The sequence below is a fragment of the Clostridium sp. genome, from assembly GCF_047777555.1.
Classification (GTDB): Bacteria; Bacillota; Clostridia; order Clostridiales; family Clostridiaceae; genus Clostridium_H.
Genome location: NZ_JBKEEV010000002.1, coordinates 1 through 13,971, shown reverse-complemented (window position 1 = coordinate 13,971; position 13,971 = coordinate 1). Strand labels below are relative to the sequence as shown.

Sequence of the window (13,971 nt, the reverse complement as noted above, 5' to 3'; positions counted from 1 at the left end):
ATATAAAATGTAAAGGTATAGAAAAATCAAGAGTACCATATGCTGTTTGAATAGGCCGAGGTTATATCGATTCGATTCCAAGGAAACGCAGCATTCTTGATAAAATGGGCCCTCAATTAAAGAGAAGAGGGTCTTTTCTATGCCAGGAAAATTAGAAAGTTAAAGCAAAGTACAAATCATAGGTTTTTATGCAAAATAAAACAATATAAAGAATTTAGCAAAATATGTTATACTGATTTTGTGGAAATGTATTTGAGTTGGTGGAAATCCCACTATTTATGGTAAATATTTTTTAGATAAAGGGGAGAAGATATGGCAAGAAGTATTGATTTATCAAAGACACAACAATACCTAGAGTGGTTAAAGACAAAATTATACCTTGATTCAAATGCTAGTAGGGCAAATAGAAGAGTTGTTAAAAGAGGTGAGGTTTATAGATGTAATCTAGGTCTAGGAATTGGTAGTGAAGAGTGTAAGGAGAGACCATGTGTTATTCTTCAAAGCGATGCTGGTAATGTTACATCACCCAATACAATAGTTGCACCAATAACTCATACGGGATCTACATTACCCGTAGTGGTACCAATTGCTAATAAATATAACGAATCTGGTGAAATTATTTTAGATGGTAATGTGCTATTAGGTAATATAGTATGTGTAAGTAAGGCAAGATTAGGAGACTTTGTAACAAAACTAGATTCATCTGAGATGGAGGCTGTAGATGAAGCTATAGCAATTTCTGTTGATATAAAGCGTCATTACGATAAATTAAAAAATATTTTGGATGATAAATTAGTGTATATAGGGAAACTTAAAGACAAAATTAGTGTTTTGGAAGATGAGTTATCTAAGAAGGAAGATGAATTAAATCGCTTTATTTCAATTAAAGAAGAGTTTGGGTTGAGGATATGCAGGAATTTGAAAAACAAATAAGAGAGGCCTTTTTGAAATAATTACTAGACAAAAAGGAATAAAAATGTTATTATAGTTATACAAAGATGCTATTCACGAGCGGGATAGTGGTAATACTAATTCAAAATGGGGACTACGAGCGAGTCCCTATGTATCTTTTTTGAAATTTATTTAACATAATTTCTTTTTATGAATATAATATTAACAAATGGATATAAATATAATATACAAAGATGCTTTGGGATGAATGCTCAAAGTGGTATTAAAGTCAAAGATGGGGAGTCACGAGTGGGCTCCCTGGTATTATTTTTTGAAAAGGGCCAGCTAACCATAAGTTGGTCTTTTTTTATGCCTAAATTTTGGAGATGACAAGATGAAAAAATGTAAAAAATGTCTATGGGGAACATGACTTACACCAAAGAAGGTGTATTGCATGTTCCCTATTTGTTTTAAAGAAAAAGTCAAAAAGGAGAATAGTTATGCCAAGAAAACCAAAGCGTATGTGCAGCTTCCCAGGCTGCCCAGAACTGACGGAAGGAAGGTATTGTGAGAAACATCAGAAGGAAGATACGAAGAAATATAACAGAAATAGAAAATACAAAAAGTTTTATAGCAGTAGTAGATGGCAAAAGGTTAAGGAAAAAGGTATTAACAAAACATCCTCTTTGTGTGGAATGTGAAAAAAAAGGAAGACTTACTTCAGCAACTGTAGTGGACCATATTGTACCCCATCAAGGTAATGAAGCTTTGTTTTGGGATGAAGATAATCTTCAGGCCTTGTGTAAGTCTTGTCATGATAAAAAGACAGCAAAAGAAGATGGACGCTGGGGAAGGAAAAATAAAGTGTATACTTATTAAAAAATTATTTACTCTTAGTAGGTTTGTAATTATTAAGAATCTCAATATTGAATCCAAATTCATTAGCTAATTCCGTACTAATTTCTTTGTCTACTTCATAAATGACATATTTTATTAGATTACCATTTGTTTCATATTCAATTTGTCTTGCATTGGTTGCTATTCTAAAATCAATGAAAGACCATAGATGGGATCTACCATATTTTGGAGAAATTTTTATATACATAAAATCACCTCGAGATTATTTTACCATTAAATACAAATATATGTAATATGGTTAGTACATGAAAAAAATATATTAAATTTTGAAACTACAGGGGTAGGGGGGATACTATCTCTATACCTTATAAAACAGGAACGGGGCGGCCCCCAAACGCATTAATTCGCAAAATTCAGACCCCCGGGTATCATAGGTTTAATTATATATAAAAACTTGATTTTTCAAGGCATAGAGCAATATCAGCATCTACGAAAACCCATTGAAAAACGTAGGTTTTAAGGTGTTTTTTTAATGCGAGCAGTTGGAGGTGGAAAGATTGAAAAGAACAGAGGAGTTAAAATTAGTTCCCATAGATGAACTTATTCCATATGCAAATAATGCCAGAACCCATAGCAAAGAGCAGATAAAAAAATTAAGAAGTAGCCTTAGAGAATTTGGCTTTGTAAATCCAATACTAATTGATAAAGATAAAAATATAATTGCAGGTCATGGCAGAGTAAAAGCTGCAAAAGAAGAGGGAATAAAAGAAGTACCCTGCGTATTAGTAGAGCATTTATCAGAGGCCCAAAAGAAAGCATATATTCTAGCTGATAACAGATTAGCATTAGATGCTGGATGGGATAAAGAATTATTGGCATTAGAACTAGAGAATTTAAAAGAACTGGATTTTGATATAAACCTTACTGGATTTGATGCTGCAGAGATAGAAGATTTATTTTCTAGCATTCATGATAAGGAAGTAAAAGATGATGATTTTGATGTAGATGCAGCATTAAAGGAAGAGCCAATATCAAAGCAGGGTGACATATGGCTATTAGGAAAACATAGACTTATCTGTGGTGATAGCACAAAAGAAGAAACTTATGAGAAGCTTATGGAAGGGAAGAAAGCAAACTTAGTGGTTACCGATCCCCCTTACGGCGTATCATATGAAGGAGCAGCAGGGACTATACAAAACGATAATCTTAAAGATGAAGAATTTTATCAATTTCTTTTAAGTGCATTAAAAAATATGCATAAACACATGGCAGATGATGCGTCAATATATGTATTTCATGCAGATACCAAAGGACTAATATTTAGAAGAGCTTTTGAAGATGCTGACTTTTATTTATCAGGGGTTTGTCAATGGGTTAAAAATTCATTAGTTTTAGGAAGAAGTCCTTATCAATGGAAACATGAACCCTGCCTCTTTGGTTGGAAAAAGAAAGGTAAGCACAAATGGTATGCAGGAAGACAAGAAACTACTGTTTGGAATTTTGATAGACCAACAAAATCAAAATTACATCCAACTACAAAACCAGTACCCTTAATAGCATATCCTATAAAAAACAGTTCTGTTAGTAACTGCATAGTTCTAGAACCTTTCGCAGGAAGTGGATCAACAATTATTGCCTGTGAACAGCTCGACAGAATATGTTACGGGATAGAGCTGGACGAAAAGTATGTGGATGTTATTGTTAAAAGATATATTGAGTATGTTGGGACTGATGAAGAAGTTTTTCTAATAAGGGATGGAGAAAAAATAGCTTACAGAAATATCAATATAACAAAATAAAGAGTTGATATTACCTGTGTTTAGAGTGATATATATACTACACTAAAACGCAGGGGGCTGGTAAGATGAAAACTTTCACAACTTATTCAATAAGATTAGTTAAAGAAAATGCAGCAAGGTATAATATCGACAAGAAGATAGACTCACCATCAGAAGTTTGGAAGATAGCAACGGAAATTTTACATTTACACGAGATGCCAGAGGAAGTATTTTCGATAATAACCTTAAGTTCTAAAAATGAAGTAACAGGACTATTTGAAGTAAGTAGGGGAACAGTAGACTCAAGCCTTGTTCATCCAAGGGAAGTATTCAAAAGAGCACTACTTAGCAATGCTACATCAATTCTACTACTTCATAACCATCCTTCAGGAGACCCGAAACCTAGTCCAGAGGATATCAGGGTTACAAAAAGATTAAAGGACGCAGGTGAGCTTTTAGGAATACAGGTTGTAGACCACGTAATTATAGGAGATGGATATTTTAGTTTTAAAGAGAAAGATATGATATAAAAATCTCCTTTTAGGACTTTTTTTACTTGACTTATCTGTGTTTTAGAGTGATGTATAGAATAACAAAAACACAGAAAGGGGATTTAAAGATGAAAGCATTATTTGGAAGAAAAATAGCAGATTTAAAAGAATTAAAGGAACTAACTGTGGTGGCATTAAAATCAGGAAGAGAAGGAACGGATTACGAAGTAACAAAAGAAATTGAACTCAACGATAAGGAATTTAAACTATTCAGCGAAGATTTCTTTAAAGATCAGCCTTGGATTACAGAGCAAGACGGAGGACCAAATGAAAGAGGACAGTTAAGATGTATTCGAGTTAAAAATAAGGAAACGGGAGAAAGGATTTTAGTAAATTCTGAAGGTTATACATATCCAAGGTATACTGCTTTGGAACTGGATTAAGGCCATTAGGCCTTTTTTCAGTTATTTAGATAAATCCCTTGACTTTACCTGTGTTTAGAGTGATGTATAGAGTAACAAAAACACAGGGAGGTATTTTAGATGAATAGAAAGGAATTAGTAAAAAGATTAGAGGGACATTTTAGAGTGAAGGCAAATTACTTAGGAGCACCAAGCTTTGCATACCAACTGGAAACTGAAGATGAAACCTATACTATTGATAGGGAAGGAAAAATCATAACAGCATTGGGAGAAGAAGTGAGGCTTGAAAAGTTGCTAACAGAATATGAAAAAGCAGAGCCTAAGGAAATAGAAACTGAAGAAATAGAAACTGGGACAGCCAATGAAATTGTAGCTACAGACTTTGAAGCAACCTTTCCAATGGAGGGTCACAACGGCAGAACCTTAAGGAATCTAGTTAACATGATTTACAGAAAACAAGGCCTTATTAAAAAAGCCTTAGAGATTGAAAAAGATTTAATAGGAGAAGATTTTATCATAGGTATTAACGAAGTTAAAATTGAAACCTTAGAAGATTTTAAAACTGCTCTAGAAGATATAAGTGAAAAAAGTTGCCCGGGAATTGAATTTGATTTTTATAACAAAACAATAACCTTTAAATTTTCACAAGGAGAAGAAAATACTAAAAAGATTAAAGTTTATAAACAATTTGTATCTATCCTAAATGAAAACGCTAAAAAATTAAAATATGCTTCAGCAAAGGTTAAGCCAACAGATAATGAAAAATATACTTTCAGAACATGGCTTTTAAGACTTGGAATGATTGGAGAAGAGTATAAATTAGCAAGGAAAGAGTTACTTAAAAACTTATCAGGTAATGGAGCATTTAGAAAAGTAAAACCTAAAGATAAAGATAAAGAACAAACTGGAGAATAAAAATTGACAAGAGTAATAAAAAATCCTTGCAATAACCTGTGTTTAGAGTGATATATAGTAGTACCAAAAACACAGGGAGGTTATAAAAATGACAAGATTGAAAATGAAAATAATGATGGAAGGCTTAATTGCTACCGCAGTAGAAAAAATCAATGCACTTGGATGGGAAGATGCGAAGGAAGATGTAGAGAAAATTGTAGATATGATAGAAGATTTAGAGATGTTCTGGGACCCCGATGGGAAACTTACAAAAACCGACTGGAGTTTTGAAATTCAATTAGCGGTGGAAAGGGCAAGAGAAAGCTAAAAAGGGCCACAAAGGCTCTTTCTCTTGTTATAGGCAATCCATTGAAATAAAGATAAAAACCCCTTACGGGGCGAATGTAGGGAAAATGGAGGTGATACCATGGCGACACGAGGAAGAAAACCAAAACCTACAGCTTTAAAGGTTCTAGAAGGCAATCCAGGAAAAAGGCCCCTTAATAATAATGAACCCAAGCCAGAGAAGAAGGCACCCAGATGTCCGTCGTGGCTTGAACCTGAAGCGAAAAAAGAATGGAAACGAATGGCTAAAACTTTAGAAGCAATTGGAGTTTTAACACAAGTAGACGCAGCAGCTTTTGCAGGATATTGTCAAGCTTATGCAAGGTGGAAGGAAGCAGAGGAGTTTTTATCAAAGCATGGCACCATCTTTAAAACACCATCAGGATATATCCAGCAAGTACCACAGGTATCCATAGCCCAGACGTATCTTAAGGTGATGAAGGATTTCTGCTCTGAGTTTGGGCTTACTCCAGCAGCACGAACTAGAATTAGAGTAAACACAGAAAAGACGGATACTGATGATCCTATGGAAAGCTTACTGAGGGTGAAATAATGTTTGATGAAAATAAAGCTATGAGAGCAGTAACCTTTATCAATAATCTAAAACATACAAAGGGAATATGGCATGGAGTACCTTTTGATCTGCTACCTTGGCAGGATAAAATAATAAGAGAAATATTTGGTACTGTTAAAGAAGATGGATATAGACAGTATAACACAGCATATATTGAAATTCCAAAGAAAAATGGTAAAAGTGAACTTGCAGCAGCTGTAGCACTTTATCTTACATGTGCTGATATGGAGTGGGGAGCAGAAGTTTATGGATGTGCAGCTGATAGACAGCAAGCATCAATTGTATTTGATGTAGCTGTTGAAATGGTTGAACAATGTCCAGCACTTAAAAAGAGAATTAAACCTATTATTTCACAAAAAAGACTGGTATATATGCCAACGGCTAGTTTTTATCAGGTTTTATCAGCGGAGGCCTATACAAAACATGGTCTGAATGTTCATGGTGTAATCTTCGATGAGCTACATGCTCAGCCTAACAGACAACTTTATGACGTTATGACAAAGGGAAGTGGTGATGCAAGAAAGCAGCCACTCTTCTTTCTAATCACAACCGCAGGTAATGATAGAAATTCCATTTGTTGGGAAGTTCATCAAAAAGCAGAAGATATATTAAGAGGAAAAAAGATAGACCCTACCTTTTACCCTGTGATTTATGGAATAGATGATAATGACGATTGGACCGATGAAAAGAACTGGTATAAGGCTAATCCATCACTAGGCCATACCATTGATATAGAAAAAGTAAAGGCAGCTTATATTAGCGCAAAAGAAAATCCAGCAGAAGAAAATATCTTCAGACAGCTAAGACTTAACCAGTGGGTGAAGCAATCAGTAAGATGGATGCCTATGGATGTATGGGATAAGTGCTCCTTCGAAGTCAATCCTGAAAAATTAAAAGGAAGAATGTGTTATGGTGGACTTGACCTTTCAAGTAGTATTGATATAACAGCTTTTGTATTAGTTTTTCCACCAATATCAGGAGATGATAAATACTATGTACTGCCTTACTTTTGGATACCTGAAGAAAACTTAAAGCTTAGAGTTAGAAGGGACCATGTCCCCTATGATATATGGGAGCAGCAAGGCTTTCTAAAAACTACTGAAGGTAATGTAATACACTATGGATTTATTGAAAAGTTTATAGAAGAGTTAGGTACTATGTACAATATTAAAGAAATTGCCTTTGACCGTTGGGGAGCAGTACAGATGGTACAAAATTTAGAAGGATTAGGATTTACAGTAGTTCCTTTCGGACAAGGTTATAAAGATATGTCACCACCAACTAAAGAACTTATGAAACTAACCTTAGAAAAAAAGATATCCCATGGCGGACATCCTGTTTTGAGGTGGATGATGGATAATATACATGTTAGAACTGATCCAGCTGGAAATATAAAGCCTGATAAAGAAAAAAGCACAGAGAAAATAGACGGTGCTGTTGCAATGATTATGGCACTTGATAGGGCTATAAGAAATGAAAATAAGGAATCTGTGTATGATGAGAGAGGGATTATTCTAATATAGGATAACAGACTGTATAGATTGATCTAAAAATATATTATATACTATAATAGTAGTTAATTTAATAGTGAATTATTTTAAAGGAGATAGTTTAAATGGATTATAACTTAGATATTGATTTTAGTCATTATGACATTGGAAAAACGTACTACCGACAGAATAACAAATGCATTTTTGATCCGATAAGGGAGATTTTAATAATAGAAACCCCAGAAGAAATTGTTAGACAAAAATTTATAAGATATTTAATTGAAGAGTTAAAAGTACCTAAAAATAAAATTGGGGTTGAAGTGCCCATGACTTATTTTAAAAAAGGAGCAAGAGGAAGAGCAGATATATTAGTTTATGGAGAAGATGAAGAAGGATATAATGTTCCTATAATCATTGTTGAATGTAAAGCTCCAGGGATACCATTAGTTGATGAAGTATGGTTTCAGGCATATAAATACGATAATATATTAGGGGCTGGCTTTATTATAATTACAAATGGTGATTATACATATGCAGCTGTATGGGATGAAGTAGATAAAGAATATCATTATATTGAAGAGCTACCAAAATATGAAGATTTCATAAGTGATAAATCATTTAAATTTATATTTGACGATTCAGAAGGCTGGAAAAGGCCAGATTTTAAAGAATTACTTTCAAAGAAGAACATAGAGGAATTTCTAGATTTTGGATGGATTGGAGAGGATACAAGTGAAAATTTATATCCTTTAATAATGAATTTAGCTGGATTTTTACATGATCCTAAAATAAAGTGCTCACCTTTTAAAGTGAATGGATTAAATATTATAGAGGATGGACATAGATACACTTGGTTTGGTAATGCAGCAGGAGGGATTTGGGAAGGAGATTATAGATATTTTATTATAGAAGATGAGACTGGAAACAATCAAATTGTAAGTATTTCTATATTTGGCAAAGCTAAATGTTTTAATGATCCTAAATGGGGGAATAGTAAAGGAACTACAACTTTAGTAGTTGCTATAGATGATTTTGATAAAAGACACAATTCTTTACAATTAAATATTGATAAGTATACTAAAATCAAAGGGAATAATTATTTAGTTTGGCATGATGGAACACTAACTATTGGTAAAAAAGGATCAGCAAAACGAAAAGAAGTAATTGAATTTGTACAAAAACAGGATCCTAGTTTAGTAGATTCTAGTGGTAAAATTATTATTGGCACTCTAGATTGTAGCGAGGAAATTAATTGGAAACAGAAAAGTACTAAAGAATTTATAAAAAATCTTATTAAATATGCTCTTGTAAGAGATGAATTTAGAAGAATGAAATCTGGAGGTTAAAATTTATTATTTAATTTATACAAGTAAATAGACAAGTAAAATTGATAAATCGAGTACAAAAAGAGGTGAAAATCATTATTAAAATACCCTTTATATCCAAATTAATAGAAAAAAGAAACTTAAGTCTTGATGATAAAATCAAGGCTTTTTTAATGTCTGAAGATATTGGATTAGAGTCTAATGCTGGGAAAAATATATCTGAATATAACGCTATAACATCAACAGCAGTTTATGCTTGTGTAAGAGTAATTGCAGAAACAGTAGCAAGCTTACCTCTTCCTCTATATATTAGAAAAACTAAAGGAAAGGAAAAGGCCATAAATCATCCACTGTATTATATTCTTCACGATTTACCTAATGAAGAAATGACCAGTTTTTCCTTTAGAGAAACAATGATGGCCCATCTTCTCTTATGGGGAAATGCTTATGCTGAAATAGTTAGGGATGGAGCAGGTAATATTGTAGAGCTTTATCCACTTCACCCCGATAAAATGGTAGTAGAAAGGGATAAGGAAACTAAAAGAATTAGATATAAATACTTTATTGATAATAAACAGATTATTTATGCTAAAGAGAAAATATTTCATATACCAGGACTTTCTTTTAATGGACTAACAGGCATATCTCCAATATCCGCAGCTAGGGAAGCAGTAGGATTAGCCCTTGCAGTAGAGGAGTTTGGTGCCAGATTCTTTGGAAATGGTGCAAGACCAGGAGGAATACTTGAACACCCAGGAATTTTAAAAGATCCAGAAAAACTTCGAAAACAATGGGAAGAAGTATATAGGGGAGTAGGCAATTCACATAAGGTAGCTGTACTAGAAGAAGGAATGAAATACCATGAAATAGGTATACCACCAGAGGATGCACAGTTTTTACAGACAAGAAAATTTCAAATAAACGAAATATGCCGAATTTATAGAGTGCCTCCTCATCTTATTGGAGACTTAGAACATGCAACCTTTTCAAATATAGAGCACCAATCCATAGAATTTGCAGTTCATACCATAAGACCTTGGCTTGTAAGGTGGGAACAGGCTATTAATAAATGTTTACTTACCCCTAGTGAGAGAAAAAAGTACTTTGCAAAGTTTACTATAGATGGACTTTTAAGAGGAGATTTCAAAACAAGGATGGAAGGATACGCTATAGGTAGGCAAAATGGCTGGTATAGTGCTAATGACATAAGAGAACTTGAGGATATGAACCCTATTAGTGAAGAAAAAGGTGGAGATTTGTACCTTATTAACGGAAATATGCTTCCCCTTAACATGGCTGGTGCCTTTGCTAAGACAAATAATGATGCTAAGAAAGGTGGTGAAACTGATGGAAATGGAGAGAAGGACCATAAATATGACGGAGCTGAGAGTCAAAAGTAAACCAAATAATGAGGAAGGAGATAAAATAGTAAGAACTATTGAAGGACATGCAGCAGTATTTAATGAGTGGAGTGAAACACTAGGTGGATTTTTCCCATATAAAGAAAGGGTACTACCAGGAGCATTTAAAGACTCAATAGAAAAGGATGATATAAGAGCCCTATTTAACCATAATCCCGATTATGTCCTTGGCAGAAATAAATCAGGAACATTAGAGCTTAAGGAAGATGAAAAAGGACTTAAAGTTATCATTCATCCACCTGATACCCAGTGGGCTAGAGACCTTCTCGTGTCTATTGATAGAGGAGATATTACCCAAATGTCCTTTGGATTTATTGTAGAATCGGACCGCTGGGGACTTGAAGAGGGTATGGATGTAAGAGAACTTCAGAAAGTAAAGCTTTTTGATGTATCACCAGTAACTTATCCTGCATATCCTCAAACAGATGTAGGGGTCAGAAGCATGGATGAGGTCTTTAAAAATCATAAAGAGGAAGAAAGACAGAAAAAAGCTATAAAAGCTAAGGGAAAGTTAGATTTATATAAAAGAAAAATTGAAATTTTAAGTAAAGTTTAAAGCACTTATCTGAAAAAAATCAGTAAGTGCTATTTTTATACCCAAAATAAAGGAAATGGAGTGATTTAGTAATGAAAAATATAGCTGAGATGAAACAAAAAAGAGCAGAGCTTATAAAAGAGGCAAGAAGTATTTTAGAAACAGTAGAAAAAGAAAATAGAACTTTAACCGATGAAGAAGAACAAAAGCTTAAAGACCTAAACTCAGAAATTGACAAAAGACAAACAGAAATTGAATTTGAAGAAAGGCAGCAAAGATTAGAAGCAGAGCTTAATACTAGAGATTCAGAACCAGTAAGAAATGAGCCACAAAATTCAAACTTACCGCAAAATGAAGAAAGATTTAAAAGTTTTGGTGAGCAGATGATGGCAGTTTACAGGGCTGCATGTCCTAATGGAAGAGTAGACTCAAGGCTTACAACCAGAGCTGCTTCTGGACTTTCTGAAAGTGTTCCAAGTGATGGTGGATTTCTAGTTCAGCAGGATTTTGTATCTAAGCTTTTAAAAAGAGCCTATAATACGGGGGTTATTGCTTCAAAATGTAGAAAAATCCCCCTTAGTACTAACTCTAATGGCCTTAAGATTAATGCTATTAATGAAACAAGTAGGGCCAATGGCTCAAGATGGGGTGGTATACAGACTTACTGGGAAAATGAAGCTGATCAGTTTGTAGGTTCTAGACCTAAATTTAGGGTAATGGATTTAAGTCTTAAAAAACTTACTGGCCTTTGCTATGTAACCGATGAACTCTTAACTGATGCAGCTGCCCTTGAATCAGTACTTATGCAAGGATTTGCTGAAGAGTTTGGATTTAAAATTGATGATGCAATCATAAGAGGAAATGGTGCAGGTCAGCCCCTTGGTATTTTAAATTCAGATGCCCTTGTAAAGGTGGCTAAAGAGTCGGGTCAAGCTGCAGGAACAATTACTGTAGAAAACATAGTGAAAATGTGGTCTAGAATGTGGGGAAGAAGTAGACAAAATGCAGTATGGCTTATAAATCAGGATGTAGAGCCACAGCTTTATACAATGTCTCTTGCAATAGGGGATGGAGGGGTTCCAGTATATATGCCAGCAAATGGTCTAGCTGATAAGCCTTACAGCACACTGTTTGGAAGGCCTGTAATTCCAATAGAGCAGTGTAGTAGTTTAGGAACTCTTGGAGATATTATACTTGCTGACTTTAGTCAGTATCTTCTTATTGATAAAGGCGGCATTAATGCAGCTTCATCTATCCATGTAAGATTTTTATATGATGAAAGTGTATTTAGATTTATATATAGAGTAGATGGCCAGCCAATTTGGGATAAACCACTTATTCCTTACAAAGGAAGTAGTAAATTATCACCATTTGTTGCTCTTGCAGATAGGTAATAACTATTTTAAACTTTTTAGTTTTTCATCAATTATAGTTTCAAGAATATCCATTGGTATATCCATAAACGGTTTCTTTGTAACAAATTCAAACTCAAAAACAGAAAAACGAATTATTGGTAGCAAATGGGAGTTGTATTTAGATAAGTGGGCTACATCTTTTTAAAGTGTCATAAAAGCTCTTTGATAGGTACGTCCACATTTAAATCGGAAACCAGGTGTAGGGTTTGTAAAACCTGATCTACCTGAAACTACTTTTTTAAAAGTTGAACTTACAATTGAATCCTTCAACAAATTAATATATTCTTGAAAGAAATGAAGTTGAGTAGTTGTTTGAAGTAATTTTATAGTTAAATAACGTTGTTCGGAAAAATGTTGCGCCTCATCGAATTCAACAATACGTGACTTAAGGGTAGGGTGATTTACAATGCAACAATCAACAGGTAGTTGTCTATTGCTAAAGTCAAAAGTCGAGTTGAACTTATATAAAATAAGATTTAGTACTTCCATTATATTTGAATCAATATATTCATTTTTTCTAAAGTCAGATTTTATATGTAGTTTTGGTTCAAGTCTAAATAGGAATTACTAAAATCTTGTTTTTTAATACATTATCTAAAGCTTTAATAAATTTAGTTTGTGCTTTTGGCATAGTGAATCATCTCCTTATTATAAATTATATCAAATAAAAATGGAGGAGATATAATGAATAATACTTTTCATATAAATACGATTTTACCACCAAAGGTTGATGCCTTTGCAGGTACGGTTACTACAAGCCCTATTGATTTATCAAACTATAACCATGTAACCTTTGTAATTGCAACAGGTACTGGAGATACAGGAACCCAGACTATAACAGTTGAAGTATGTAGTGATGAAATAGGGGCAGAAACTTCAGCAATTGAATTTAGATATAAAGAAGCACTATCGGGAGATGATTTTTCAGACTACATTTTAGCTAATACAACAGGGTTTACAACAACTGCAGGGGAAAATAAAACCTATGTTATTGAAGTAGATTCACAAGCCCTTGCAAAACTTGAATATAAGTATCTTAGAATTAAAGCTGTAGAAGTAGTAGATGCACCGGTAGAAGGAAGTATAGTTGCTATTTTAACCGGTGCAAGGTACAGTGATTAGTTATGAATATTAAAGTTATAGAAGAAATAGGACCTGATATAGTAACCCTTGAGGAAGTAAAGGGGCATCTTAGAGTAGAGCATAATGATGAAGATGCCTATATTACTTCCCTTATAAAAGTAGCTACTGAATACTGTGAAAATTTTACAGGTAGAGTTATAAAGCAAAAGACTGTAGAAGTTATACTTGATACCTTTCCAGTAAAGTCTTAAAACTACCAATTACACCAATACTTGAAGTTAATAAAGTATACTATACTAATTTAAATGGTAGAGATGTTTATATAGACTCTTCAGATTACATGATAATACTTGAAACGGAGCCACCGATTGTAATTCATAAAGACAGATGGCCAAAGGATGTAATAGATATACCGGGAAAAGTAAGGGTAGAAGCTAAAGTAGGTTATG

Annotated in this window: 16 protein-coding genes and 1 pseudogene; 15 read left to right on the top strand and 2 right to left on the bottom strand. The window is 33.7% G+C overall.

The annotated features are described in order from the left end of the window. Positions 1–312 precede the first annotated feature (312 nt). The gene (locus ACFWTK_RS03225) at positions 313–933 is read left to right on the top strand and encodes a type II toxin-antitoxin system PemK/MazF family toxin (protein ID WP_415874702.1); all 621 of its coding nucleotides are present in this window, start codon (positions 313–315) and stop codon (positions 931–933) included. Between the two features lie 458 nt (positions 934–1,391). After that, positions 1,392–1,770: pseudogene (locus tag ACFWTK_RS03220) on the top strand (HNH endonuclease). Between the two features lie 4 nt (positions 1,771–1,774). On the opposite strand, the gene ACFWTK_RS03215 reads toward ACFWTK_RS03220, so the two are convergent. Next, a complete protein-coding gene (locus ACFWTK_RS03215) occupies positions 1,775–1,996 on the bottom strand; it encodes a hypothetical protein (RefSeq protein ID WP_415874701.1) in 222 nt (73 codons plus the stop codon). Between the two features lie 310 nt (positions 1,997–2,306). Between ACFWTK_RS03215 and ACFWTK_RS03210 the strand changes: the two genes are divergently transcribed. The 11 genes from ACFWTK_RS03210 to ACFWTK_RS03160 all read left to right on the top strand — a co-directional run bounded on the left by ACFWTK_RS03210 (position 2,307) and on the right by ACFWTK_RS03160 (position 12,418). Beyond that, the gene (locus ACFWTK_RS03210; protein WP_415874700.1) at positions 2,307–3,548 is read left to right on the top strand and encodes a site-specific DNA-methyltransferase; all 1,242 of its coding nucleotides are present in this window, start codon (positions 2,307–2,309) and stop codon (positions 3,546–3,548) included. Positions 3,549–3,613: 65 nt separating this feature from the next. Continuing rightward, the gene (locus tag ACFWTK_RS03205) at positions 3,614–4,057 is read left to right on the top strand and encodes a JAB domain-containing protein (RefSeq protein ID WP_415874699.1); all 444 of its coding nucleotides are present in this window, start codon (positions 3,614–3,616) and stop codon (positions 4,055–4,057) included. An 89-nt stretch (positions 4,058–4,146) separates the two neighbouring features. Further along, positions 4,147–4,461, top strand: a complete 315-nt coding sequence (locus tag ACFWTK_RS03200) for a DUF6329 domain-containing protein (RefSeq protein ID WP_415874698.1) — start codon at positions 4,147–4,149, stop codon at positions 4,459–4,461. Positions 4,462–4,560: 99 nt separating this feature from the next. Next, positions 4,561–5,355: a virulence-related protein gene (locus tag ACFWTK_RS03195; protein WP_415874697.1), complete on the top strand. Its 795-nt coding sequence runs from the start codon at positions 4,561–4,563 to the stop codon at positions 5,353–5,355. Between the two features lie 88 nt (positions 5,356–5,443). Then, positions 5,444–5,662, top strand: a complete 219-nt coding sequence (locus ACFWTK_RS03190) for a hypothetical protein (RefSeq protein WP_415874696.1) — start codon at positions 5,444–5,446, stop codon at positions 5,660–5,662. Positions 5,663–5,761: 99 nt separating this feature from the next. Then, positions 5,762–6,232, top strand: coding sequence for a phage terminase small subunit P27 family (locus ACFWTK_RS03185; protein ID WP_415874695.1), 471 nt, complete (start codon positions 5,762–5,764; stop codon positions 6,230–6,232). After that, positions 6,232–7,776 (top strand): terminase large subunit, encoded by a 1,545-nt coding sequence (locus ACFWTK_RS03180; RefSeq protein ID WP_415874694.1) that lies wholly within the window; start codon positions 6,232–6,234, stop codon positions 7,774–7,776. The genes ACFWTK_RS03185 and ACFWTK_RS03180 overlap by 1 nt, the downstream gene beginning before the upstream one ends. 92 nt (positions 7,777–7,868) lie before the next feature. Continuing rightward, positions 7,869–9,089 carry a type I restriction enzyme HsdR N-terminal domain-containing protein gene (locus ACFWTK_RS03175; protein ID WP_415874693.1) on the top strand — a complete coding sequence of 407 codons (1,221 nt, stop codon included), beginning with the start codon at positions 7,869–7,871 and terminating at the stop codon, positions 9,087–9,089. Between the two features lie 152 nt (positions 9,090–9,241). Further along, entirely contained in the window at positions 9,242–10,468 is a 1,227-nt protein-coding gene (locus ACFWTK_RS03170) for a phage portal protein (protein WP_415874692.1), read from the top strand. After that, a complete protein-coding gene (locus ACFWTK_RS03165; protein WP_415874691.1) occupies positions 10,416–11,045 on the top strand; it encodes an HK97 family phage prohead protease in 630 nt (209 codons plus the stop codon). The genes ACFWTK_RS03170 and ACFWTK_RS03165 overlap by 53 nt, the downstream gene beginning before the upstream one ends. 71 nt (positions 11,046–11,116) lie before the next feature. Further along, positions 11,117–12,418: a phage major capsid protein gene (locus ACFWTK_RS03160; protein WP_415874690.1), complete on the top strand. Its 1,302-nt coding sequence runs from the start codon at positions 11,117–11,119 to the stop codon at positions 12,416–12,418. A 3-nt stretch (positions 12,419–12,421) separates the two neighbouring features. On the opposite strand, the gene ACFWTK_RS03155 is transcribed toward ACFWTK_RS03160, so the two are convergent. Beyond that, on the bottom strand, positions 12,422–12,544 hold the full coding sequence (locus tag ACFWTK_RS03155) for a hypothetical protein (RefSeq protein WP_415874689.1): 123 nt from the start codon (positions 12,542–12,544) through the stop codon (positions 12,422–12,424). 579 nt (positions 12,545–13,123) lie between these two features. Here ACFWTK_RS03155 and ACFWTK_RS03150 point away from each other — a divergent pair. Together ACFWTK_RS03150 and ACFWTK_RS03145 are read left to right on the top strand one after the other, a co-directional pair. After that, a complete protein-coding gene (locus tag ACFWTK_RS03150; RefSeq protein ID WP_415874688.1) occupies positions 13,124–13,561 on the top strand; it encodes a hypothetical protein in 438 nt (145 codons plus the stop codon). A 2-nt stretch (positions 13,562–13,563) separates the two neighbouring features. Next, complete coding sequence (locus tag ACFWTK_RS03145) at positions 13,564–13,773, top strand: head-tail connector protein (RefSeq protein WP_415874687.1); 210 nt, start codon at positions 13,564–13,566, stop codon at positions 13,771–13,773. Positions 13,774–13,971: the final 198 nt, after the last annotated feature.

Bases quoted from the DNA above. Each gene is read 5' to 3' on its own strand.
- ACFWTK_RS03225 (WP_415874702.1), top strand. From the start codon at position 313: ATGGCAAGAAGTATTGATTTATCAAAGACACAACAATACCTAGAGTGG.
- ACFWTK_RS03170 (WP_415874692.1), top strand. From the start codon at position 9,242: ATGTCTGAAGATATTGGATTAGAGTCTAATGCTGGGAAAAATATATCT.
- ACFWTK_RS03165 (WP_415874691.1), top strand. From the start codon at position 10,416: ATGGAAATGGAGAGAAGGACCATAAATATGACGGAGCTGAGAGTCAAA.
- ACFWTK_RS03160 (WP_415874690.1), top strand. From the start codon at position 11,117: ATGAAAAATATAGCTGAGATGAAACAAAAAAGAGCAGAGCTTATAAAA.
- ACFWTK_RS03145 (WP_415874687.1), top strand. From the start codon at position 13,564: ATGAATATTAAAGTTATAGAAGAAATAGGACCTGATATAGTAACCCTT.
- ACFWTK_RS03200 (WP_415874698.1), top strand. From the start codon at position 4,147: ATGAAAGCATTATTTGGAAGAAAAATAGCAGATTTAAAAGAATTAAAG.
- ACFWTK_RS03190 (WP_415874696.1), top strand. From the start codon at position 5,444: ATGACAAGATTGAAAATGAAAATAATGATGGAAGGCTTAATTGCTACC.
- ACFWTK_RS03175 (WP_415874693.1), top strand. From the start codon at position 7,869: ATGGATTATAACTTAGATATTGATTTTAGTCATTATGACATTGGAAAA.
- ACFWTK_RS03205 (WP_415874699.1), top strand. From the start codon at position 3,614: ATGAAAACTTTCACAACTTATTCAATAAGATTAGTTAAAGAAAATGCA.
- ACFWTK_RS03150 (WP_415874688.1), top strand. From the start codon at position 13,124: ATGAATAATACTTTTCATATAAATACGATTTTACCACCAAAGGTTGAT.
- ACFWTK_RS03185 (WP_415874695.1), top strand. From the start codon at position 5,762: ATGGCGACACGAGGAAGAAAACCAAAACCTACAGCTTTAAAGGTTCTA.
- ACFWTK_RS03195 (WP_415874697.1), top strand. From the start codon at position 4,561: ATGAATAGAAAGGAATTAGTAAAAAGATTAGAGGGACATTTTAGAGTG.
- ACFWTK_RS03180 (WP_415874694.1), top strand. From the start codon at position 6,232: ATGTTTGATGAAAATAAAGCTATGAGAGCAGTAACCTTTATCAATAAT.
- ACFWTK_RS03215 (WP_415874701.1), bottom strand. From the start codon at position 1,996: ATGTATATAAAAATTTCTCCAAAATATGGTAGATCCCATCTATGGTCT.